23 protein-coding genes and 1 pseudogene are annotated in these 22944 nt (G+C 65.6%); 15 read left to right on the plus strand and 9 right to left on the minus strand.

Annotated elements, in window-relative coordinates:
• The first annotated feature begins 103 nt into the window (after nt 1-103).
• From BR78_RS0120070 to BR78_RS0120090, 6 genes and pseudogenes are all read left to right on the plus strand, one after another.
• Nucleotides 104-1438, plus strand: coding sequence for a tyrosine-type recombinase/integrase (locus BR78_RS0120070; RefSeq protein ID WP_081855875.1), 1335 nt, complete (start codon nt 104-106; stop codon nt 1436-1438).
• A gap of 338 nt (nt 1439-1776) precedes the next feature.
• Complete coding sequence (locus BR78_RS0120075; protein ID WP_025587150.1) at nt 1777-2166, plus strand: DUF2231 domain-containing protein; 390 nt, start codon at nt 1777-1779, stop codon at nt 2164-2166.
• Nucleotides 2167-2184: 18 nt separating this feature from the next.
• A pseudogene (locus tag BR78_RS21450) lies at nt 2185-2259 on the plus strand (DUF3175 domain-containing protein); the annotation flags it as partial.
• Nucleotides 2260-2346: 87 nt separating this feature from the next.
• Nucleotides 2347-2856 carry a hemerythrin domain-containing protein gene (locus tag BR78_RS0120080; RefSeq protein WP_025587152.1) on the plus strand — a complete coding sequence of 170 codons (510 nt, stop codon included), beginning with the start codon at nt 2347-2349 and terminating at the stop codon, nt 2854-2856.
• Nucleotides 2857-2868: 12 nt separating this feature from the next.
• Nucleotides 2869-3639, plus strand: a complete 771-nt coding sequence (locus BR78_RS0120085; protein ID WP_025587154.1) for an SDR family NAD(P)-dependent oxidoreductase — start codon at nt 2869-2871, stop codon at nt 3637-3639.
• Nucleotides 3636-4754: a glycosidase gene (locus tag BR78_RS0120090; RefSeq protein ID WP_025587156.1), complete on the plus strand. Its 1119-nt coding sequence runs from the start codon at nt 3636-3638 to the stop codon at nt 4752-4754. Before BR78_RS0120085 ends, BR78_RS0120090 begins: the two co-directional genes overlap by 4 nt.
• 25 nt (nt 4755-4779) lie before the next feature.
• Here BR78_RS0120090 and BR78_RS22270 read toward each other — a convergent pair whose 3' ends face one another.
• Nucleotides 4780-5277, minus strand: a complete 498-nt coding sequence (locus BR78_RS22270; protein WP_231478357.1) for a hypothetical protein — start codon at nt 5275-5277, stop codon at nt 4780-4782.
• 6 nt (nt 5278-5283) lie between these two features.
• Here BR78_RS22270 and BR78_RS0120095 point away from each other — a divergent pair, with 6 nt between their 5' ends.
• Together BR78_RS0120095 and BR78_RS0120100 are read left to right on the plus strand one after the other, a co-directional pair.
• Nucleotides 5284-7170: a hypothetical protein gene (locus BR78_RS0120095; RefSeq protein WP_231478361.1), complete on the plus strand. Its 1887-nt coding sequence runs from the start codon at nt 5284-5286 to the stop codon at nt 7168-7170.
• A gap of 286 nt (nt 7171-7456) precedes the next feature.
• Nucleotides 7457-7636 carry a hypothetical protein gene (locus BR78_RS0120100; protein WP_029728513.1) on the plus strand — a complete coding sequence of 60 codons (180 nt, stop codon included), beginning with the start codon at nt 7457-7459 and terminating at the stop codon, nt 7634-7636.
• 137 nt (nt 7637-7773) lie between these two features.
• On the opposite strand, the gene BR78_RS0120105 is transcribed toward BR78_RS0120100, so the two are convergent.
• On the minus strand, nt 7774-8340 hold the full coding sequence (locus BR78_RS0120105; RefSeq protein ID WP_025587162.1) for a hypothetical protein: 567 nt from the start codon (nt 8338-8340) through the stop codon (nt 7774-7776).
• A gap of 428 nt (nt 8341-8768) precedes the next feature.
• On the opposite strand from BR78_RS0120105, the gene BR78_RS21455 reads away from it, so the two are divergent.
• Nucleotides 8769-8909 carry an excalibur calcium-binding domain-containing protein gene (locus tag BR78_RS21455; RefSeq protein WP_081855876.1) on the plus strand — a complete coding sequence of 47 codons (141 nt, stop codon included), beginning with the start codon at nt 8769-8771 and terminating at the stop codon, nt 8907-8909.
• A 317-nt stretch (nt 8910-9226) separates the two neighbouring features.
• On the opposite strand, the gene BR78_RS0120110 is transcribed toward BR78_RS21455, so the two are convergent.
• The 3 genes from BR78_RS0120110 to BR78_RS0120120 all read right to left on the minus strand — a co-directional run bounded on the left by BR78_RS0120110 (nt 9227) and on the right by BR78_RS0120120 (nt 13989).
• A complete protein-coding gene (locus BR78_RS0120110) occupies nt 9227-11959 on the minus strand; it encodes an ATP-binding protein (protein WP_025587164.1) in 2733 nt (910 codons plus the stop codon).
• Between the two features lie 73 nt (nt 11960-12032).
• Entirely contained in the window at nt 12033-12866 is an 834-nt protein-coding gene (locus BR78_RS0120115) for an oxidoreductase (protein WP_025587165.1), read from the minus strand.
• A 13-nt stretch (nt 12867-12879) separates the two neighbouring features.
• Nucleotides 12880-13989 (minus strand): redoxin domain-containing protein, encoded by a 1110-nt coding sequence (locus BR78_RS0120120; protein ID WP_025587166.1) that lies wholly within the window; start codon nt 13987-13989, stop codon nt 12880-12882.
• Between the two features lie 209 nt (nt 13990-14198).
• On the opposite strand from BR78_RS0120120, the gene BR78_RS0120125 reads away from it, so the two are divergent.
• Genes BR78_RS0120125 through BR78_RS0120135 form a run of 3 tightly spaced genes read left to right on the plus strand, consistent with a single transcriptional unit; the run spans nt 14199 to nt 16704 of the window.
• On the plus strand, nt 14199-15467 hold the full coding sequence (locus BR78_RS0120125) for an epoxide hydrolase family protein (protein ID WP_025587167.1): 1269 nt from the start codon (nt 14199-14201) through the stop codon (nt 15465-15467).
• Between the two features lie 25 nt (nt 15468-15492).
• Nucleotides 15493-15906 carry an organic hydroperoxide resistance protein gene (locus BR78_RS0120130; protein WP_025587168.1) on the plus strand — a complete coding sequence of 138 codons (414 nt, stop codon included), beginning with the start codon at nt 15493-15495 and terminating at the stop codon, nt 15904-15906.
• 24 nt (nt 15907-15930) lie between these two features.
• Nucleotides 15931-16704 (plus strand): alpha/beta fold hydrolase, encoded by a 774-nt coding sequence (locus BR78_RS0120135; protein WP_025587170.1) that lies wholly within the window; start codon nt 15931-15933, stop codon nt 16702-16704.
• Nucleotides 16705-16788: 84 nt separating this feature from the next.
• Here BR78_RS0120135 and BR78_RS0120140 read toward each other — a convergent pair whose 3' ends face one another.
• The gene (locus tag BR78_RS0120140) at nt 16789-17322 is read right to left on the minus strand and encodes a cytochrome P460 family protein (protein WP_025587172.1); all 534 of its coding nucleotides are present in this window, start codon (nt 17320-17322) and stop codon (nt 16789-16791) included.
• A gap of 12 nt (nt 17323-17334) precedes the next feature.
• A complete protein-coding gene (locus BR78_RS0120145; RefSeq protein WP_025587173.1) occupies nt 17335-18372 on the minus strand; it encodes an alpha/beta fold hydrolase in 1038 nt (345 codons plus the stop codon).
• Between the two features lie 186 nt (nt 18373-18558).
• Between BR78_RS0120145 and BR78_RS0120150 the strand changes: the two genes are divergently transcribed.
• On the plus strand, nt 18559-19005 hold the full coding sequence (locus BR78_RS0120150; protein ID WP_029727439.1) for a DUF1348 family protein: 447 nt from the start codon (nt 18559-18561) through the stop codon (nt 19003-19005).
• Here BR78_RS0120150 and BR78_RS0120155 read toward each other — a convergent pair.
• Complete coding sequence (locus BR78_RS0120155; protein WP_025587177.1) at nt 19002-20237, minus strand: MFS transporter; 1236 nt, start codon at nt 20235-20237, stop codon at nt 19002-19004. The two genes, BR78_RS0120150 and BR78_RS0120155, sit on opposite strands and share 4 nt — an antisense overlap.
• A gap of 79 nt (nt 20238-20316) precedes the next feature.
• Between BR78_RS0120155 and BR78_RS0120160 the strand changes: the two genes are divergently transcribed.
• The gene (locus BR78_RS0120160; RefSeq protein ID WP_025587179.1) at nt 20317-20883 is read left to right on the plus strand and encodes a TetR/AcrR family transcriptional regulator; all 567 of its coding nucleotides are present in this window, start codon (nt 20317-20319) and stop codon (nt 20881-20883) included.
• A 47-nt stretch (nt 20884-20930) separates the two neighbouring features.
• Complete coding sequence (locus BR78_RS0120165; RefSeq protein ID WP_025587180.1) at nt 20931-21899, plus strand: quinone oxidoreductase family protein; 969 nt, start codon at nt 20931-20933, stop codon at nt 21897-21899.
• Nucleotides 21900-22696: 797 nt separating this feature from the next.
• Here BR78_RS0120165 and BR78_RS0120170 read toward each other — a convergent pair.
• Nucleotides 22697-22909: a DUF6771 family protein gene (locus tag BR78_RS0120170; protein ID WP_025587181.1), complete on the minus strand. Its 213-nt coding sequence runs from the start codon at nt 22907-22909 to the stop codon at nt 22697-22699.
• Nucleotides 22910-22944: the final 35 nt, after the last annotated feature.

Here is a 22944-nt window from a genome sequence, read left to right on the forward strand (position 1 = left end):
CATAGGACCGGGTTGGACCTGTTTGGACCGGATTCGACGGCACTTTTCACACGATTCTTCACATGATTTTTAGTGCCGGGGAGCCGACTTTGGAGTCGGCAAAATGGCAAGGAACTCAGGCGCTTTCACATTTTCGCCCGCCGCAATCGACGCGCTTACCAAGGGCAAACTTCACGACAATCGGACGCCTGGTCTGATGATCGAGGTGCTGGGCAGCGGCAAGAAGGTCTGGAAATACGAGCGACGGCTGGTTGCGATCGGCGCTCCCGTTCGCCTGACCTTTGGACGCTTCCCGGCGCTTACGCTGGCGGCGGCACGAGAGTGGGGGGCAGCGATCAACGAGCAGGTCGAAGCCGGTATCGACCCACGCGTCGCCATGCGCGCGGAGGCCGAGCGCAAGCGCGCCGAGGAGGCCCGCGACACCATGACGGTCGCGCGTGCCCACAAACTATACATGGAGGCTGTCGGGGAAGGCCGTGCATCCCGCGCAAAGCGCAAGAACAAGCCACGCACCATCAAAGAAAAGCTCGAAATCTACCAGCGCGATATCGCGCCCAGGCTGGCCACGAAGTCGATCTATCTGGTCACCGAGCGGGAACTGATCGATCTCGTTATCAAAAAGGGAAAGACCGCCAAGGCCCGCGCCAACCGGCTGGCAGCGGAATTGAAGGTGTTCTTCGGCTGGGCCGCCAGCCTGCGTGGGCTCGAGATTGGCCTGGAGGTTGATCCGTCCCGACGTTTGGGCGACCTGCGCTTCCCGGAGACGCCGCGAGAGCGCAAGCTCAGTCGCGAGGAGATCGGCTGGTTCCTCAAGGCCGTTGTGCTGGAGGAGCAGGATTTCCGTCGCGGAATGCTGCTCTGGCTGCTCACCGCAGCCCGGATTTCGGAAGTAACCCGTGCGCACAGCGACGAGATCGTCGACGGCGTGTGGACAATCCCGGCGGACCGAGCGAAGAATTCCGTCGCGCATGCGATCGCGCTCGGACCATGGGGGCAATCGCTCATGGCTACGAACTCGGAGTGGGTGTTTCCCGCGATCAAAGTCGACGGCCCGCGAAAGACAGGCTGGTACAAGGCGCGTGATCGCGTGCTCGCGCGCATGGAGGAGGTGGCCGGCCGGCCGATTGAACGGTTCACGCCGCACGATTTTCGCCGCACCGCTCGCAGCAATACCAAACGGATGCGGGTAGATTTCGAGACGGCCGAGGCGATGCTCAACCATGTAAAGACGGGGCTCGAGCGCATTTACGACGGCTATGAGCTCGAGGACGAGAAGGTCGCCTGGTTCCTTGCCTGGGAAAATGAAATCGCCGGCATCGCGCGGAGAGCCGGCGTCGCCGAAGCGCTCGGCATCCCTGTACCCACGGCGAAGATAGACTCTCTGAAGCAATCGATCGTGACGCTGTGGCGGAACCGACATCGAGTCATGGCGGTGTAAAAGCATGAACCCTGCCTCGCCTTTCCTCGCGCTGCGATATGCCTCCTGCGTGGCGGATTGGCCTCAATGACCTGTCGTGGCGTGAGAAGCTCGGGCGCTTATGAGAAGGCATCCGCTGCCGGCGCGCATGTCAGGCTTCGGCTTAAGGCGAAGGCGCATGCTTCAGCATGGTTCTCACGCCGGCGATGGGCGAGGCGACTTGGCGCCGACCGCGAGATGGCTGAGCTGTCCTCCGGCGCGAGAGGCGGGTCTCGAACAACTTGGAAAGGAGGTTTCGCGGCAGCAATCCGCCCGAGCGCAATACGGAACCGGCCCGGAGGGGCAATGGTTTACGGTGCATGCCGCAGGCAAAGGAGGCATATGATGGACGGTTCCAACCCGCGATCGACGGCGAAGATTGCCGGCCATCCGATCCATCCGATGCTGATACCCTTTGGCTGCTGGGCGCCGGGTTGGTGATGGCCGCGCTGGCGGCGACGGCCGGTTTGACGGATTTCCTCGGCGAACCAAGGGTACGCGCGTTGCGCGCCGCCTGGCATCATATGATCGGCAATATCGTCGCAGTGTTGGCCGAAATAGTAAATCTCTGGCAGCGGCTCGAGCAGGGCGATGCTTTCGTCGTTCCCACCGGACTGGTCGTCTCGGCGGGCGTCACCCTGTTGTTGCTCTACAATGGCTGGCGTGGCTGGGAAATGGTCTATCGAGGCCGGGTCGGGGTGGCCGATTGAGCGGTAAGGGCGGGCGAAAACCTGCCCGCGGAGCGGCGCGAAACGCTCGAGAAAGCGAAGGACGAACTGCGCACTTTGTTTGGCAAGGAGTGATCGTACCGCGATCGTTGTCGTTTGGTTGTGCAGGAACCGCGAGACGATTGGCGCTTTTAGAACCTGCGGGAAACAGGAAGATTCTTGATGGCCCAAGAGAGCTTTACCGACGCGATCGCGCTGCTGAAGGCGGATCACCGCAAGGTCGAGGGGCTGTTCGAACAATTCGCAGCCGCGGCGGCCGGCCCCAAGGCGAAGCTCGCACGACAGATCTGCACGGAACTCAAAATCCACACGACCGTCGAGGAGGAGATTTTCTACCCCGCCTTTCGCGGCAAAATCGAGGACGACACGCTCGACGAAGCCTATGTCGAGCACGACGGGGCCAAGGTGCTCGTGAACGACATCGAGGCGGGCAGCCCCGAAGATGATTTCTACGATGCCAAGGTCACGGTGCTGTTCGAGGAAATCAAGCACCACGTTCATGAGGAGGAAATGCCCTCCGAAGGCATGTTCGCCCAGTGCCGCAAGACCGATGTCGATCTCGTGGCGCTTCGCGACCTGATGGTGTCCCGCAAGCAGGAACTGATGCTCCAAGCGGAGCGCGAGGGCCTGCCTCCGGCGCAGCCGCGGGCGGTCAATTTGCAGCCGGCTTGATCGGGGCTCACCATGCCGGATCTCGCCGACCCTGAGGATATCGCGGACGCCCATACTGAACAGCCTGGCCTGGCGGGCCGCAAGGCAGTCGTGACCGGAGGGACGACGGGCATCGGTCGTGCGATCGCCGTGTTGCTGGCATCGGAAGGCGCCAAAGTGTTCGTCTGCGGGCGCACGCCCCAGCATCTTGAGGACGCGCTCAAGCGAATTCGCGAGGTGGGTGTCGGGGATGGGATCAACGTGGACCTTGCCGATCCCAAAGAGACCGAGCGGTTCTTCGCGGCTGCGAATGACTTTCTTGGCGGGCTCGATATCGCGGTAATCAATGCCGCGGTTCCCGTAGAGGCGCTCGCCGACACGTCGCGCGAAGACACCGACTATCAGATCGCCGTGGATTTCACCTCGTACCTTGCGACGACCCACGCCGCGAAACGGATGCCGGCCGGGAGCGACATCGTCCTGATCGGATCGATGTCCGCGGTGTCGCGCACGGGCGGCAATTCGATCTATGTCGCCGCCAAATCGGGCATCCAGGGATTCGCCAAGTCGCTGCGCGAGGAGCTGGCAGAGAAGGATATCAAGGTCGGGCTGATCGAACCCGGCTTCACCGGTGCCGATTTCCAATATCCCGACTTCCCGCCGGAGAGGCAGCGTGACCTGATCCAGCAAGGCAGGATGCTGCGCGCCGAGGATATCGCGGTCGCCACCCGTTTCATGCTGACCCAGCCGCGGCGAACCGCGGTTTCGCTGGTGCGTGTCGAGACCCGGCTCGAGCATCCGTGAGGCGCTACGAAATCGATCGGCTCGTCCTGGTCCCGGACGACATCGACCTGTCGAAATCGCCTCTGGCGGGTCATCTCGACGCCGAGACCTATGTACTGGGCGCGTTCAACCCCGCTTTGACTCGGCTGCCGGGCGGCAATCTGCTGATGATGGTGCGTGTGGCCGAGGCGTTGCGCGAGCCGATCCGCGGCGGCAAGGTCCACGCGATCCGCTGGTCGGAGCAGGGCTATGTCCTCGATGGCTGGCCGCTGGAGCTCGTCAACACCGCAGATCCGCGCAAGTTCCTGCTCCACGGCGGCGGCTGGAAGATCATGGCGCTGACGTCGCTGTCCTGGCTGCTTCCGGTCGAGCTTACGCCGGACGGCCTGACGGTCGTCGCGATCCACTATGACCGCGCGGTGGCCCCGGCCGGCAGCTGGCAATGCTATGGCGTCGAGGATGCACGGATCAGCCGCGTCGGCAACGAGTGGTTGATGACGACCTGCTCGGTCAGCCCCGAACGCCATTCGACGACGCTGTATCGTTCGGGGAATGGCCTCGACTGGGAATTCGACGGGATCGTCCTCGACCACCAGAACAAGGACATGCTGATCTTCGAAGGGCTGATCAGCGGCCAATATTGGGCGCAGACCCGCCCGCTCGGCGATCTCTATTTCGCCTATCCGCCCGGCAGTGAATGGCGCGCCGGTCCTTCGATCAATCTGGCGACTTCACCCGATGGGCGCCATTGGCGACCCCATCTGGAACCCGGCATCCGTCCGCATGCCGGCACGGTCGCGACGGCGCGCATGGGCGGAGGCACGCCGCCCATCCTCGCCGACGCCGGCTGGCTGACCTTGTGGCACGGCGTCGAACCCAAGGAGATCGTCGGCATCTACCGCACCTATTGGTCGATCCTCGACAAGGACGATCCTTCCCGCATTCTGCGCGGCGACCACACGCCCTTGCTGGAGGCCGACCCCGAGCTGACCAGGCCGATCGAGCACCAATTATATGTCCGCGACGTGGTTTTCACGACCGGCATCGCAGACGCCGGGGACCATTATGTCGTGGCGTCGGGCGAAGCCGATCTCGCCTGCCGGATCACGCATATTCCCAAGTCCGCTTTCGCTTGATCGCTCTGAGGCGCTGCCGCTTCCGTCAGTCGGAACGCGTCGTCGCCTTCGGATTGGAAGTACAGCCGACGACCGTCGCGGAAGTGTCGGGTAAAATTCGTCTTTTCTGTTTGCGGGATTGCGGAACTTCCTCCCGAATCTCCGGTTCGGAACCTGCCGGAAACGGCGTCCCCAATGTTGTGAAGGTGCGCGGATGGCGACGATCGCGATAAAGGAAGATGTGCCAGGCGTCAGTCCGTATCTCCTGGCGTTGCGCCAGACGCTGGAAGGCGCCAAGCAAGCGGTCGCCCGTTTCGACATGGGCGACCTCTCGGTCGAACTCCGCGCTGGCGGCGATTCGCTGTGGGCATTGATCCGCCGCGAGGGGCGCGGCGGCCTGGCCTTGCGCGCGGGATTCTTCGCCGGCGACTTCACGTGCGAGCAGCTTGCGCCGGAAGCGGGCGAGGTCCTTCGCGTTCGCGTGACCAGCGCGCTTGGCGAGCACCGCGTCGTGTTCAGGACGGGTGGCGAGGCGTTCGAACACCTGCGCATGACCGTGCAATTCACACCTGCGGCGCCGCTTCTGGTGCCGTTCATGCCGCGCGATCTCTATCCGCTCGATGCGAACGACGATCCGTTGGGCGCGGTCGGCAGCATCGAGGCGGCGCAGCGCGGACTCAATTCCGGACTGCTTTACTTCCGGATCGACCAGCCTGCGTTCGGCAACATACTCTATTTCCAGAACCTGACGGCGATGAACGATTATTATCGCGCAACGAAGACCAAGCCTGACGGCGCGGTGGGCGGTGTCTGGCCCGAGCTCGGTTACCTGCTCCCGACACCGACGCAGAACGATGGGATGCCGCCCCGCCCGATTCCGGCCGGCGAGGAAGTCACGCTCTCCGACGCGATTCTTGTCTTTCGTCACGAGGCGCCGCCGCACGAGCGCGAGTCGGCGCGCCAATTCCTTCAGATGCTCGGCGTCGCCTACAAGTTGATCGACCTGCCGCGTACCGACTATCGCGACTGGGTCCGCCGCGCCGAGCAGACCTTGCAGGATCTCGATCAGGCTCCAGAAGCGACGATTCGACACTACGGCCATCGCTATGTCCATCCCTATACCGGGGCGGAATATCCCGACATCATGGTGCAGATGTCGCTGGTCCAGGCGATCCACGAGTGGGGCAAGTGGCGGGGCGAACCGCATCCGCTCGAAGCCGAGTTCAAGGCGGGTCTTGGAAAATTCTATAATGCGAAGCTGGGGACGCTGCGACGCTATCTGCCCAATGTAGGCGACGATAAGGACGCGGATGCGGTCGACAGCTGGTATCTCTACCATCCGCTGCTCAATCTGGGTCATCTCGCGCTCGATGGCGACGTCGCAGCGCGCCGCCTGTTCCTCAAGTCGATTGATTATGGAATCAAGGCCGCGCATCATTTCAGCTACAGGTGGCCGGTTCAGTACAAGGTCACCGATTTTTCGGTGATCACCGAGGTCGCCGAAGCAGACGGGCGCGGGCAGACCGACGTGGGCGGCATCTACGCCTGGGTGATGCTCCAGGCGTTCGAGTTGACCGACGACAAGCGTTTCCTCGACGAAGCGCGCACCGCAATCGACGCGGCGATGGGCTTGCGCTTCAACGTCAATTATCAGGCTAACCTGACCGCCTGGGGCGCCGCGGCCTGCATGCGACTCTGGCGGATCACCACCCGGCAAGTCTATCTCGAGCAGAGCTACGTCTATCTCGGCAGCTTCTTCCACAACAGCGAGATCTGGGAGAGCGAGATCGAGCTTGCCCGGCATTTCCGCAATTTCCTCGCGGTAACCTGCCTGCAGGACGCGCCGTATATGGCGATTTACGAGTGCTTCGACTCGTTTGCCGCGTTCGAACGATATCTCGTCGACAGCGGTCCCGACCTTGAGCCCGCAGCGCGCATGCTCATTGCCGAATATTGCAAATACGCGCTCGATCGCGCTTGGTATTATTATCCCGATGCGCTTCCGCCCGAGGCGATCTCCCGAAAGCAGCGCGAGACCAATGGCCATGTCGACCGGGCGCTCTCGTTTCCGCTCGAGGATCTCTACGCCGACGGCCAGCTCGCGGGGCAGGTCGGGCAAGAAATCTACGGCGCTGGCGCCGCGCTCATCTTCGCGACCCGCGCCTTTCACCTCGTCGAGGGCGCGCCTTTCCGCCTTTATTGCGATCATTTCCTGCGCGCGAGCGAACGCACCGGTGATCGTGCGCTCACGCTGACGCTCGACGGCGGTGAAACCTGTAATGCCGGATTGAGCCTGGTCCGCGAACGGCGCCGCAGGCTTCCCAAGGTGCGGCTGGTGACGATCGACGGCGACGCACTGCGCCCCCACGAAAGATCCGAGGATCGCATCGACTTTCGTATCCCGGCGAATGGACGCGTCGTGCTCAGCTGGGAATAAGCGCGGCATTGCCGGCACGCCGGCTCTGCTGATCTTTCCCGAAGCGCCGCTTGCCTTCTTTTGGGAGGCCCTGGCTTTGCCTTTGGCGGGAGTGGCAGATCCTCCTCTTTTGGCTGCTTTTGCGTAGTCCGCGCAGCGACGGTTAGCTGTCGGGCATCATCCCGGCCACCGCTTGATAAGATTAAGGTTAAGCTCTGGGGTTTCCGATGACCCCGGGGGAGCATGGCCGGGAACCCCGCTAAGGATGTGGCCGTTTCGCACTGGCAACATCCCGAAGGAGTGAACGATGGCCGACGATAGAACGACTGTAGTCGAGACCCGGGGCGGCGGCGCCGGCACCGTCATCGCGGTGGTGGTTGGCATAATCGCGATCCTTGTCGTCGCTTATTTCCTGTTCGGTCAGGGTCTGCTGAACGGCACGACGAAGAAGGTGGACGCCGACATCAAGGTGGAGACGCCCAAATGATGCGATAAGGCAGGATGAAGCGGAAGCGCATCGGTCTGAGGACAAGGCTAAGCTGTTGTCTCTCCGAGACCATGCGAACCGCGCTGATATGAAGCAGTTGCTCCGCCCTCCCGGACCGGCCGAATAACGTCGATACGTCAGGACTTAGGCGTGGCCTCTTCCGGCCTAGTCCCTAAAACGATGGCCGCGGAGCTCGCCCGCGGACGCTCGTCGGGCATCTGCTCCGCGGCAAAGCCGATTTCGTCGTCGGCCACTGCCCTAGAGTCGCCCTGCAATCGATCCGGCGACGCGACGGGCGGCTTTCCCGGCGGCGTTGGCGAAATGCGCGGTGGTTCGATGACGGGCACAACCAACCACTGCGGCGGATCGTCGGATACCTCTCCCGACGACACCTTAGGTTCCTCATAAGAAGGATAAATATCCTCATCGTTCGAGGCCCAAGTATCGCTGACCTGACCGGCGGTAATGGCCGGCTCGGGATAGAGCTCTGGCCGATATTCGGCCGCGTGCGCCGGATATGTCAGATCGTTCGGCGCGGCGCTCGATGCTATGATTTGGGGGGACTGCGCGGGGTGATCCTGGTAGAATTGAAAAGCATCTCCCTCCACGTACCGTGAGAGACCGATGCCTCCGAGCGAAGCAGAGACGAGAATTGCGCACGAAGCGAATAGAATCTTGCCGCTACGGATGGGGGGCGCCACCATCGATCCTCCGAAGGCATCAATCCGTAATCGCTTCCACTCGTTCCCCCTGAAAAAGCGATAGCCTCAGCGCTTGGCTTGATGCACGTCCACGGCGGCGGGTCCGAATCTACCTCTCTCAGCGCCGCAACGGACCCCACCGCGGCCACCCGCAGGACAACGAGGCGGCCGCAGAGGCTAAATCCGTGCCCAGCCGGGTGGAGGCTCGACGCCCGGAGCAAATAACGCTTATCGCTCGACAACGACCACTGTGGGTCCGGAATCTGACTACCTTACGATATCCGTCGAACCGGAAGCTGCCGTTCGAGGACACGCGATCTACCGTTCTGATTGGGACCAGTCGGTTGGTTAGGCACAGATTGGCCACTCGAGACGCGCTGACGTCACCACCCACGGCGCGCGTGCGTAATGTCCGGGCAGGGTCGCAACCTATGGTCAGCGGCTGGAGTTACGGAAATTGCGCCGAGGCTCGTCGTGTCGGTGCCGGCCCTCCACATCGCAGGAAGCCGGCCTACGGTACTCGCATGGAGGGTGACGGTGATGGCATCGCCTGCGAGCCCTTCAGGCGATAGCATCGGCGGCTATGCGCCCATCTTCGGCCGTTCGGTGCGCCCGCGGTGGCACCTGAAAGCTGACGTTCTGTAGTGTAACCGCGTAGCTGCGTACGGCCCACCCAAGGCTACTCCGGATATGCGTATGTAGCAGCCCGCAAATCGCGTCGGCACGGAGTCTGGCGCCGCCATCGAGGTCGGGCTGCGCGTTCGATGGCGCGATACGGGTCGTCAGTCACGACCACCGTTCCTCGAGTTTCGCGTCGAGTAGAGATGGCCGCGATCAGCTTGGGCAGCTGAAAGGCAACGCTTTCGGTATCGGCGGGAGCTTCTATCGATCAATCGCTCGCAGCGAGATCGGCCGCGGCCCTCAGCTCCCAGGCACTCGCGCCTTGTTCGCGACTGAGGGCGAGCGCCTCTTCGAGCAGCGCGATGCTTATATTCTCTTCCGCCCCGGCGGATCGCACGATCCTGGCCTTGAGGCGAAGCAGTTCCGGCACCGCAAACCGCTCGCCATTGGCCTCGCAGCGAGCGAGCGTGATGTCGACCAGGGTCAGTGCTTCGCTGGTCCGCGACTCCGCGGCGAGGCCGCGGGCGAGCGCGATCGAGAAAGGTGTGGTCAGCAGTTCGTAGCGCGCCGCGCGTAATCGAGAGAGGCTTTCCTCGACCGCGCCGAGCGCGTCGCCGGTCCGGCCACGCTGGATGTCCAACTCGCCGCGAAACCCCGCCGCCGCAGCGATATAGGGCCCCAATGCATTGACCTCGGCGCATTCGGTGAAGACAGCGAGATCGATCTCGGCTGCGGCGAAATCCTCCATCCACAGAAAGACCGACAACGACCAGATCAGCGCGATGCAGTGCGTGAGCGGATGATCGAGCCGCGCCGCCTCGCGCACGAACTGTCGCGCGATCCTGCCGGCCTGCTCGGCATCGCCGGAGAGCCACAAGGTTCGTGCGAGCGCGATGCCGGAACGGTTTCGATGATCGAAGCCATAATGGATGGTCCGGCCCCGGGCCGAAGGCTGGCTCATCTGCAGCGAAAGCTCCAGCGCGTGCCGCGCACGTTTCTGGTCCCCGCCGAGATGGTGCGAGATTCCCGAAAGCGAGCAGGCGATACCGATGGCCTCGGGTGCGCCTATGGCTTCGGCAACCGCGACCGCGCGCTCGGCGTGGCACATCGCAACAGCATATTCCCCGACGCGCTCATGGAAGATGTGGAGCCGGCCGAGCAGGCGCAGCTGGTTCCATTTGTCGTCGAGCGACGTCGCGATCTCGAGCGCGCGGGCGAGCGCGTTCCCCGCCGCTTCGCTGTTGCCGCGCGTGAACATCAGGGTGATGCCGAGCGCCGCCTGAAGCTCCAGTTCCAATGCGGTACAGCGCTGGTCGTCCACTATTTCGCCCAGCGCGCGGGTGCACCAAATGCGGCATTCGATCAGGTGCGACAGGTTGAGGAACACGGGCGCGCTGGCGGCGGCGAGGCGGACCGCCATCCGGCGATCTCCATCGGGGCCGAAGCACCAGGCGAGCGCGCTGCGGATATTGCCGAGCTGGGGGCGGAGCGGCCTCGCGTCCTGCAGCACGCCTTCGTCCTGCTCGGCCATTTCGAGTTCGGTGAGGAAAAAAGCGGCGTGGTGGCGGGCAACGGCGGCCTGCGCCGCGTCGCCGCGCGTGACCAGCTTTTCGCGGGCATAGGCGCGCGTCATCTCGAGCAACCGATAAGTGCCCGTACGGCGCGAGCGATCGGGGGCGATCAGCGATTTGGAAGTGAGCTCGTCCAGCGCGACGGCAATCTCGTCCGATCCGATCCCGGCATCCGCCACCACTTCCAGCGCAGCATCGATCGAGAAGGGGCCGACGAAGATTGAGAGACGCTCGAGCACAACCCGCTCGACATCGGAGAGCAGATCGTAGCTCCAGTCGAGCGTGGCCTGCAGCGTCTGCTGGCGCGGTTGCGCGGTGCGCCGGCCCGCCCAGCCGAGGCTGAATCGCTCGCCAAGCTGGCGCGCGGTGATGGTGATACCGTGCGTCGCCGCGCGAACGGCGACCAGCTCGATCGGCAAGGCCATGCCGTCGAGGCGCTGGCACATCTCGGCGACGAGCCGGACGGCCTCCTCATCCATCACCAGGGCACTGTCAGCTGCGGTGGCGCGCTCGCGGAAGAGCTGCACCGCCGGATAGGCCAGCAACTGATCGCGCGTCAGTCCGGAGAGGTCCTCAGGATAGCCGAGCGCATCCAGGCGCAGGACATGTTCGGCGCGCACGCGCAGCGGCTCACGCGAAGTGGCCAGCACCCGTGCCCGGGGCGCCTCCTCGACGATCCGCTCGACGATGCCCGCGACCGCCTCGATGACATGCTCGCAATTGTCGAGGATGAGCAGGAAGGGACGGTCGCGGATATGGCCGAGGATCACGGCAAGCGGATCCTCGCCCTGGACCGCGATCCCCATCGCGCCGGCGATCATCGAGGGCACCACCGCCATGTTTTCGATCATGCTGAAGTCGACGAAGGCGACCTGATCCTCGAACATGGGGGCCAGCCGGTGGCCGATTTCGACGGCGAGCGAAGTCTTGCCGACGCCCGCTGCACCGACGATCGAGAAGAGCGACGTATCGGCGACCCTGTCGACGAGGAACTCCACGTCGCGCTCGCGCCCGATCAGATGAGGCAGGCGCGCAGGCAGGTTCGTGCCGGCGGCCTTGGCGCTATCTTCCGGGCGCCGCGGGGCCGTGCCGCCCTGGCGCTCGATCGGCGCCACGAACGCATAGCCGACGCCGACCTGCGTGGCGATGTAGCGCACGCCGTCGATCCCGTCGCCGAGCAGCTTGCGCAGCCCCGCCATGTGAAAGCGCAGGCTTCCATCCTCGACCACCACGTCCGACCAGACGCGCTTGAGCAGTTCGCGCTTGGAGAGCACACGTCCGGGCTGCTCGGTGAGCACTACGAGCAGGTCGAAGGAGCGGCCGCCGATCTCGACCGGCTCGCCATGCCGGGTGAGCAGGCGCGCCCCCGGGGACAGGCAGAAGGGCCCGAAGCATATGCGTTCGCCAAGCTGCTGATCCAGGTCCGCCACGATCTGCCCTTACCCCTGTCCGGTCGGCCGATCCATGCCGCGCGTGGCGGCGCGTCTCAATCCTGCCGGGCGATTATTCTCTTGGGAAATCGGTGGAGACGCTGAGCGCCCGCCAGCGCTCCAGCTCGTCGAGCCGGGCTCTGTCGCTGTGCTCGATCGCGGCGACGGCATCGCTGCCGAGCGGCAGGCGCAGCGGCGGCGCGTCGGAGGCGACCACCTCGAGGATCGCCTGCGCGCCGAGGCGCGGATCGCCGGGCTGCTTGCCGTGATAGGCCTCCTGCATCCGCGCGGCATTGCCGACCACGGCGTCATATTCGGCACGGCCCGCATCGAGCATGGTCGAGGATCCGGCGAAATCGGTGCGGAAGCCGCCGGGCTCGACGATCGTCACGCGCACGCCGATCAGCTTCATCTCCAGTGCGAGCACTTCGGAGAAGCCCTCGACTCCCCATTTTGCCGCGGAATAGGGCGCGCGTCCCGGCGCGCCGACCCGGCCCCCGACCGAGGAGAACTGGACGATGTGGCCGCGGCGCTGTTCGCGCATGTGCGGGATCACGGCCTTGGTCATGAGGATCGTGCCGAACAGGTTGGTGTCGATCTGGCGGCGGAAGGAGTCGATCGAGGTGTCCTCGACCGAGCCGACGTCGCCATAGCCCGCGTTGTTGACCAGCACGTCGAGCGCGCCGAACGCATCGATGGCCGTGGCCACAGCGGCGGTGGCGTCCTCCTCGGACGTCACGTCGAGCCGCGCAGTGGCGAGCCTACCGGGACAGCCGTCGCCGAGGCCAGCGAGCCCATCGGGATCGCGCGCGGTCGCCAGCAGATTGTCGCCTGCATCGAGGATCGCTTCGCACAGCGCGCGGCCGAAGCCGCGCGAGCTGCCGGTCACCAGCCAGGTTCGTCTCATGCTCTTGCTCCTCTCAACCGAAGGTGAAGACATAGGCGCGCGCGCCGGGGCGCGAGAATGTGATCGCGACGGTGCGATCGGCGATCTCGCCGGGCTGGCGGACCAGCTGGTAGAGCCGATCCTCCTTCACTTCACCCCAGCCGGCCGCATCGACGTCCACGCCGCGGCTGGCGCCGGGGGCCCGGCCGTCGATCGTCACGCGAAAGCGAACCGGGCGGCCGTCGGCCGCAGCGCCCAGCACGAGATGCGCGTCGCGGGCGTGGAAGTGGAAGCGGATGGTGCCCGGGCCGCTCTCCAGCAACGCGTATTCGCCGCCGACCCTCCAGCTGCCCGCCAGATCCCACCGGTTGCGCGACAGGGTCGCGGCGGGGCCATAGTTGCGCGCGGCATCATTGCGGAAACCTCCCGGAGAGGCGAAGCCGGCGGCCTTGGCATAGCCGAGATAGGCTTCGGGCGAACCCAGATCGGCCCAGTCGGCCCGCGCCTCCAAGCCCTTGCCCGCGATCGGGGCCAGCGGCACGTCGGAGACGTCGTGACCGGCCTCGGCCAGCAGCCTGCGGATCAGCTGCTCGCCCTCGTCATATCCGCCCTCGCCGAGCCGATAGCCGCGCACCTTGCCCTGGGCGTCGATGAAATAGATGCCGGGCCAGCCCCGGTTGGCGAAGGCGCGCCACACCGCATAGTCATTGTCCTGCAGGTTCGGGTAGCGGACATTGAGCCGACTTGTGGCGAGACGGACGTTCGCGGGGTCTCTCTCGAAGCCGAATTCGGGCGCGTGAACGCCGATCACCTCGAGCCCCTTATTCGCGTAGCGCTCGCTCCACGCCCGCAGATAGGGAAGCGCGCGCAGCGAGTTGATGCACGAATAGGTCCAGAAATTGACGATCACGACCTTGCCGCGCAGCGACTTGGGGCCTTCCGGTGCGGGGAGAAGCCATGGCGCGGCGTCCTCCAATACTTCTATCGGGCGCGAGGTCGCGCTGAAGGGCGCGCCGGTGATGGCATTGCTGGCTCTGGCGGGGGATCGGGCGAGGCCGAGCGCATCGCCGAAGCAGATGGCGGTGGCGGCGGCGGCCGCCACGACTGCGGCGGCTGCAAAGCCAGGCGAGCGTCTCTGGTCCATGGTGCGTGCCTCCTGCTTCCGGTCCCCGCGGATAATAGGCCGTCGGCGCGGGCGCCGCCCGTTAGCCATCACCGGGTGCGCGTTAGTTCCTGAAAGTGGGTGCGGTACGCCTGTTCCCCTCGCGAACGCTAACGCCGCATCACCGCACTTAACGAGCGCCGCTGCGCCGCTCCTCTACATCTGGCCGCACCAGATCGGAGAAGAGCCCAATGTTTGCAGATCAACCCTCGCGCCGGCAGTTCGTCGTCGGAGCGAGCTTGGCAGGGGCGCTCAGTGCCATGCCTTCCGCAGTACGCGCCCAGGGTGAAGACAGCGCTATCCGACCGTTCAGAGTCGTTATTCCGGAGCGGGACATTCGGGCTTTGCAGCGGCGGATCGGCGAGACCCGCTGGGCCGATACCCAACCGGTTCCCGATGACGGTCAGGGCGTGCGCCGCCAGACGCTCGAGCCGCTGATGCGCTACTGGGCGCAGGGCTATGACTGGCGCAAGATCGAGGCGAGGCTCAACGCGCTGCCGATGTTCCTGACCCGGATCGACGGTCTCGACGTGCATTTCATCCATGTCCGCTCGCGACACGAAAATGCGCTGCCGATGATCCTCACCCATGGCTGGCCGGGCTCGATCCTCGAGTTCCTCAAGGTCATCGATCCGCTGACCAACCCGACTGCGCATGGTGGCAAGGCAGAGGACGCGTTCCACCTGGTGATCCCGTCGATCCCGGGTTTCGGCTTCTCGGGCAAACCGACGACGCCCGGTTGGGGATCGGATCATATCGGCCGCGTCTGGGCGATGCTCATGCAACGAGTCGGCTATGACCGCTACGTAAGCCAGGGCGGCGATTGCGGCTCGGTGATCTCGCAGCGCATGGCGCTCCAGCATGTGCCCGGGCTGATCGGCATCCACCTCAACATGCCCGCGGTCGTTCCCGCCGGCATCGCGAAGATCCTCGCCGCCGGCGATTCCGCCCCCGCGACCCTGACTCCCGGGGAGCGCGGCGCATTCGACCAGCTCGAAGCCTTCTACCGCGACAACGCGGCCTATGCTGCGATGATGAACACGCGGCCGCAGACGATCGGCTATTCGCTCGTCGACTCGCCGGTCGGCATGGCCGCGTGGATGTACGAGAAGATCGGCCAGTGGACCTATCCCGCCGGCAATCCCGAACGGGTGCTCGGCCGGGACGCGATCCTCGATGACCTCTCGCTTTATTGGCTCACGGGCACGGGCGCATCCGCCGCCCGGATCTATTGGGAGGATCACTCCAACAATTTCAACGCACGCGGCATCATCGACCTGCCGGTCGCGGTGAGCGTGTTCCCCGGCGAGATCTTCCGCGCCCCCAGGAGCTGGGCCGAGCGCTGCTACACCAATCTCTACTACTTCAACGAAGCGAGAAACGGCGGCCATTTCGCCGCCTGGGAACAGCCGACGCTGTTCAGCGAGGAAGTCCGCGCCGCCTTCCGTCCGCTTCGCTAGGCCCTCGATCCCAAGGAGAAGCACCATGTCCGACATCAAGACCCTGTACACCGCGCACGTGCATGTGACCGGCGGCCGCGAGGGCGCCGCCCGCAGCTCGGACGGCCGTCTCGATATCGCGCTCGCCGTCCCCGGCAGTCCCGGCGCCGGCACCAATCCCGAGCAGCTGTTCGCTGCCGGCTGGTCGGCCTGTTTCGAAGGCGCGATGGCGATCGCCGCGAAGGGCAAGGGTATGACCCTGCCGACGGGCCTCGCGATCGATGCCGAGGTCGATCTGTGCCACGGCGAGGACGGCTATTCGCTCGCCGCCCGGCTGAATGTGAGCGTCCCCGGCGTGGAGCTCGAGGTTGCGCGCCAGCTCATCGAGGCCGCGCACCGCACCTGCCCCTATTCGAAGGCGATCAAGGGCAATATCGATGCCGTCGTCAGGCTCGTCTGACCCCTATTCCGAAGGAGACCCGACATGAAGAAGCTGATTGCCGGCGGGCTGTTGCTCGCCGCCGCGCTGCCGCTCGCTGCGCAGGCGCAAAGCGCGAAACCGACCGTGGTGCTCGTACACGGAGCCTTTGCGGATTCGTCGAGCTGGAACGGCGTGATCACCATTCTCGAGCGCGACGGCTACACCGTGGTCGCCGCGGCCAATCCGCTGCGCGGCGTTCGTGCCGATGCCGACGCGGTGCGCGGTCTGGTCGACAGCATCCCGGGTCCGGTCGTGCTCGTCGGCCATAGCTATGGCGGCTCGGTGATCAGCGAGGCGGCCGAGGGCGCGCCGAACGTCAAGGCGCTGGTCTATGTCGCCGCCTTCGCGCCCGAGGCCGGCGAGACCGCGCTCGGCCTGACCGGCAAGTTCCCGGGCAGCACCCTGCCGCCCACGCTGGCGCCCCCGGTCAAGCTCGCGAGCGGCGGCAACGACCTCTACATCCTCCAGGCACGTTTTCACGATCAGTTCGCGGCGGACGTGCCCGCGACCGAGGCGCGGCTGATGGCGGCCGGCCAGCGCCCGATCGCTGAGGCGGCGCTGGGAGAAGCGTCCACAGCGCCCGCGTGGAAGCACGTCCCTTCGTGGTTCGTCTATGGCGACAAGGACCGGAACATCCCGCCTGCCGCGTTGGCCTTCATGGCCGATCGGGCGAAGTCGCGCGATACGGTGGTGGTGAAGGGCGCCTCGCATGTGGTGATGGTTTCGCACGCGGCGACGGTGGCCGGGCTGATCGAAAAGGCGGCGACCGCCCGATGAGCTGAGCGCCGGCGTTCCCCCCAACGCCGCCGGCGCCACGCCCGCGGCCGGCTTCGCCCCTGCGTCGCCGGTCGCGGGCGATCCCTATTGCGAATAGTCGGTGAAGACGAGGTCCGCATTCTTGTCCAGTGCGTCGAGCTTCGCATGGCAAGTGAAGCAGGCGCGGGTGAGCGCGGGGTCGTGGTTCGCCACGCCGTTCTCGAACTGGCCATAGCCCCAGCCGCCGCTCGCGGCGTAGCGCCTCGCATCCTTGACGCTGACCTGCACGTTAACCGGCACTCCGGCGACGAAGGATTGGGGCGCGGGAAAGACGCTGTCGTTGCGCGGCGAGGATTCAAATCGCCACGCCAGTCGCACGATGACGGCGCCTTCGGGAAAAGGGCGCTTGCCTTCGCGAAAGGCCTTCACTGCGATGTCATTGCCCAGAATGGCGCGGATATCGTTGTTCTTGCCCGCCTCGTGCGCGACGCTGATCAGCTTCCAATCGCGATACCCCTCGGGGAGCTTGACCCCATAGAGCGGAGAGCTTTGGTCATCGAGGCGCTGGGCGGCGACCACCGCCGAAACCCCGAAGACCAGCATCGCGAACGCGAGGCCGCAGGTTGCAAGATGCTTCATGTGTCCTGCTCCTCAGCCGGCCAGCCGAGCGGCATCGAGCACGGCTTTGGCGAAGGCGGCCGGGGCTTCCTGCGGCAGATTGTGGCCGATCCCGCCGGTGATCCGGCGGTGCTCATAGGGGCCGGTGAATTTGGCGCGATATTGCGCTGGCTCGGGGTGCGGCGCGCCGTTGGCGTCGCCTTCCATGGTGATCGACGGGATCGTCACCGGCGGCGCGGCGGCGAGCTTCGCCTCGACTACGTCATACTGCGCCTCGCCCTCGGCGAGCCCGAGCCGCCAGCGATAATTGTGGATCACGATCGCGACATGGTCCGGATTGTCGAACGCGGCTGCCGAGCGGTCGAAGGTCGCGGCGTCGAACTTCCATTTCGGCGAGGCCAGCTGCCAGATCAGCTGGTTGAATGCTTTGGTGTTCGCGGCATAGCCGGCCTTGCCGCGCTCGGTCGCGAAGTAGAATTGATACCACCATTGCAGCTCGGCCTGCGGCGGCAGCGGCTTGACGTTGCCGGCCTGGCTGCCGATCAGATAGCCGCTGACCGAGACCAGCGCCTTGCAGCGCTCGGGCCACAGGACCGCCATGATGTCTGCGGTGCGCGCGCCCCAGTCGAATCCGGCGACGATCGCCCGCTCGATTCGGAGCGCGTCCATCAGCGCGAGCCCATCCGCCGCGAGCGCGGCCTGCTGGGCGTTGCGCGGCGTCTCGGCCGAGCGGAAGACGGTGGTGCCATGGCCGCGCAGATGCGGCACGATCACGCGATAGCCGCGCGCGGCGAGCAGCGGCGCCACCTCCGCGAAGGCATCGATGGCATAGGGCCAGCCGTGGAAGAGCAGGATCGCCGGCCCCGAAGCGGGCCCCATCTCGACATAGCCGATGCTGAGCACCCCGGCATCGACCTGCTTGAGCGGCCCGAGAGGGGAAAGAGGTGACAGCGGCGGTGACGCTGCCGCCCCTGTCGGCACGGTGCCCCCGGCCAGCGCCGCGGCGATCGCGGCGGCGCCGTGGAAGAAGCTGCGGCGATCGGTGAAGGTCTCGGACAAAGGCTTCGACATGGCTCGGATCCTTTCGGCGGCATGGAACGGTGCGTTGATAGCCTCGTCGGAATGGAGGCGCCCGTTAATCGCTATGATCTGCTGTGAGCGAGCCCCGTCCTTCTCGAAAACTAACAGCGTCTAACTGGCTCCTGCAGGGGCACGCGGCCTAGACCGTGGGATGTCCCGAAGAGGTTGGAAAGCCCGATGCCCCGATTCAGTCCGGCGATGGAGCAGCACGTCCGCGCTGCCGAGGACGCCTGGAACAGCCGCGACCTGCAGGCGATCCTGCTCGGAAGCACCATCGACTGTCAGTGGCGCAACCGCGTCAATTTCCTGTGGGGGCGCGAGCAGATCCGCATTTTCCTCGAGCGCCAGCTACGCCGCGAGATCGAGCTTCGCATGGTCATCGAGCTGTGGGCGGAGGGCGAACAACGGCTCAGCACGCGCCACGCCGCGGAGTTCCGCAACGATAGCGGCACCTGGTTTCGCGTCTATGGCAGCGAGGAGGTCGAGTTCGACGATGCCGGACTGGTCCGGCGCCGGCTCACCGCCGCCAACGAGCATCCCATCCAGGAGCATGCGCGTGCCCTGCGCTGGCCGGAAGGACCGCGTCCCGCCGACCAGCCGAGCCTCACCGAGCTCGGCTTCTAGGCGCCCTTCAACATGGGCGTGAATTCCATACCCCTGGTCTCGCGCAGCAACCCCGCGGCGAGCAGCACCAGCGCATAGGCCACGGACACATAGATGCCGATCGAACGGGCGATGCCGAAGGCAGCGATGCTGCCGCCCACCGCGAAAGGAGCGAGCCCAGCCACGCCGCGCCCGACATTGTAGCAGAAGCCGAGACCGGATCCGCGCAGCCGCGTCGGGTAGAGCTCGTTCAGCACCGGCCCGATCGCGCTGTAGAGTCCCATCGCGAAGAGCCCGAGCGGCGCCCCGATCGCAAGCAGCACGGCGTCGGAAATCTCCGTTTCGGTCGCGACGAACACGGTGGCGATTCCGCCGAGCGCGAACGAAGCGAGCGTCGCCCGGCGCCCGATACGGTCGGCGAGCGCGGCGCCGAGCATATAGCCCGCGAGCGATCCGGCGACGAGCACCGCCATGTGCGTGGCGGCCTGCGCGGAGCTCATGCCGCGCTCGAGCCGCAGCATCGTCGGCCACCAGGTGGCGAGTGCCCAATAGCCGCTATGCGTCCCGATCGCGAGCAGGCTGCCCCGGGCGGTGTTGCCGCACATCCGGCGCGAGAAGATACGGTGCCACGCCTCGGCGTCCGGGGCGGCGAGGAAGGTGGCGGACTCGACCAGCCGCCGGCGGGCAACGAAAATTGCCAGCGCCGGCGGCAAGCCTATGAAGAAGACGGCGCGCCAGCCCAGTTCCGGCGGCAGCAGCGCGACGGCGATGGTGGAGGTGGCGGCGGCCAGGCCCCAGCCGACCGCCCAAGCGCTCTGCGCGGTTCCGACGAGCCGGCCGCGCGTCGCGGCGGCGGCGATTTCGCCCATGAACACCGCGCCGACCGCCCATTCGGCGCCGAAACCGAAGCCCTGGAGCGTCCGCGCGACGAGCAACTGCTCGAAATTCTGCGCCAGCCCGCAGCACAGGGTGGCGAGCGACATCCAGACGATGGTCAGCTGCAGCACGCGCACGCGCCCGAACCGATCGGAAGCCAGGCCCGCCAGCCATCCGCCAGCCGCGGAGGCGACGAGCATCACCGTTGCCAGCAATCCACCCGCCGCGGGCGACAGGTGCCAGAGCGTCAGCAGCAGGGGCAGGATGAACGAATAAAGCTGGACGTTCATCGCGTCGACGCTGAACCCGGCATAGGTGCTGCGGAACGCGCGGCGACCATTCGGGTCGAGGGCGCGATACCAGCGCGGTGCGATCATCGGAGCGGGCGTGCGAGAGAATCCATCCCGGCTCTCAAACACATCTTGAACGATCGTTCCAGTACATTATCTCTTCGTCATGGCTCGTCCCAAGGAATTCGATGTAGATACCGCCGTGGAGGCTGCGATAGCGGTGTTTCGCGAGCATGGTTTCGAAGGCACTTCGGCGCAGATGCTCGTCGATGCGATGAAGATCGGCCGGCAGAGTCTGTACGACACGTTCGGCGACAAATGGGGTGTCTACCGCGCGGCGGTGAAGCGCTATTCGCAGGAAGAAGTGCGAACGCATGCCGAGATACTGGCGAGCCGCGAGCGCGCGATCGAGGGTATTCGCGCAATGCTCGATCGCGTGGCAGGCGAGGCGAGCCGGGCGTGCCTTGGCCTCAGCGCGACGGTCGAGTTCGGCTGCTCGCGGCCCGAGCTGGTGAAGCTTCGTGAGGCTTCGAGCGCCACGCTGACCCGCGCAGTGAAGGACGCGTTGGCCAAGGCGCAGACGCAGGGCGACGTCGCGGCCGATCTCGACCTCGACCACCTCGCGACCTTCCTGATCACGACGCTCTCCAGCCTCCGCCTCGCCGCGCGCGCGGGCGCCGAGCCGGAGCAGATCTCCGCGCTTGTCGATCTCGCCCTGCGCGTATTGCGCTGATTTTTTTTGCCCAATTCTGGAACGATCATTCAACAAGGAGTTTCAAGATGAAGACCATTGCGATGACCGCGATCGGCGGACCCGAGGTGCTCGAATTGCTGGACCTGCCGGAACCTGTCCCGGGCCCGGGCGAGGTGTTGGTCGAGGTCGCCGCGAGCGGCGTGAACTTCATGGACGTGGGTGTGCGCCAGGGCATGGCGTGGCATGAGATGCCGCTGCCGCGTGCGCTGGGCGTCGAGGGCGCCGGGCGTGTCGCGGCGCTGGGCGAGGGCGTAGCCGATCTCGCGCTCGGGCAGCGCGTCGCCTGGGTCTATGCTCCGGGCAGCTATGCTGAGCGGATCGTCATTCCCACCGCCGCGCTCGTGCCGGTGCCCGATGATATCGACGATCGCACCGCGGCCTCGCTGATGATGCAGGGGCTAACTGCCAGCCACTTCGCGACCGACTTCTATCCGGTACAGCCGGGCGATGTCGCCCTGGTGCATGCCGCCGCCGGCGGGCTGGGGCAGTTGCTCACCCAGATCATCAAGCTGCGCGGTGGCACCGTGATCGGTCGGGTTTCCAGCGCGGCCAAGGTCGACGCCGCCAGGGCGGCCGGCGCGGACCATGTGATCGTCGATGCCGAGGGCGATTTCGCAGCCGAGATACTCCGCCTCACGGGCGGGGAGGGCGCGCATGTCGTCTATGACGGCTCTGGTCCCGCGACCTTCGACGGATCCCTGGCCTCGTTGCGTCGCTCCGGGACCTTCTGCTGGTATGGTCCGGTGCTGGGTGGCCCGGGTCGGATCGACATCATGAGCCTGCCGCGCAGCATCAAGCTCGGCTACGCCGTCTTTTCCGACCATATCCACACGCCCGAACTATTGCGCGTTCGGACGACGCGCCTGTTCGACTGGGTCCGTGCGGGCAAGCTGCGGGTCGCGCCGGCTCGCGACTTCGCCTTGTCGGATGCCGCGGAGGCGCACGAGGCGATGGAAAGCCGTGCCACCACGGGCAAGCTGCTCCTTATTCCGTGAGGCAGCAGACGGCTCAACTAGGGGTGGAGCAATTCCGGCGAGGAGCAGAAAGTCGATCGCCACGCGTCCTTGAATGGCTCCCAGACACGCCGGGTTTCGCTCTTCCCGCTCGCAAATGCTCGCCAGCGGAGAAGATCCCCAGTGACCTCGAGAACCGGCGTTGGTACGCGCGCCCGGGCAGCTATCGTTGCCCGGATGCCTGAAAGCTGCCGGGCGGCTATCGGCCCAATAATCGCCGTTGCAGACGTCGCAAAGAGCGACCCCCGTCGGTGACGCACTCGGCGCGCCTCTGCCTACGGCGAAGATAGATGCTGGGAGGCAATCGATCGTGGCGCGGGGGCGGAATCGACGTCGAGCCATGGCGGCGTAGAGGCGTCAGCGTGCCTCGCCTGTCCTTGCAAGCGATATGTCTCTTGCGCGGTCGATTGATGTCGATATTCTGCTAATGCGTCGCAATGACGTGTTGTGACCTCGGGATTCCGCTCGGGCGCTTACGAACAGGCATCCGCTGCCGGGTGGCCGTCGCGCATGTCCAGGCTTCGGCTAAAGGCGACGGCGCATGCCCCAAGCATGTTTCTCACGCCTGGCGTTCGTGCTGCCGCCCTACATGGGGGGCTGCGGGCCAAACAATCGAATTATATCAGCATTATAATCTTCTTATAATCCCGCCCCGCGCTACACTTCAGCGGTCATGGCCATGACTGCGCCGCGACCCGGACCCGGATCATGCTGCGCGCGGTTCTCGGGCGCGCGCCGGGCGATGTCGCCGCCCGCGAAGCCGCGCCCTGACTACGGGGTCAGGCGAGGCCGCCGTCGATCGGCAACGGCAATTGCCCGTCGTGATAGCTGGGCGGCGGCGCCAGCCGGGCGCCGATCCAGCCGGCGAGCGCATCGACGGCACGCAGCCGCTCGCGCGGCGTCGATGCGGCGAGGCCCTTGCGATAGGCCAGCGGCGCGTCCTCGATCGCGCGGGCAATCGCGCCGAGGGTGTCTGAATCGAGTCGGGTCATGCCTCATTGGAACAAACAAGGAACGAATTTGCCAG

Origin of the sequence: Sphingomonas sp. UNC305MFCol5.2, assembly GCF_000712135.1 — a bacterium.
Classification (GTDB): domain Bacteria; phylum Pseudomonadota; class Alphaproteobacteria; order Sphingomonadales; family Sphingomonadaceae; genus Sphingomonas.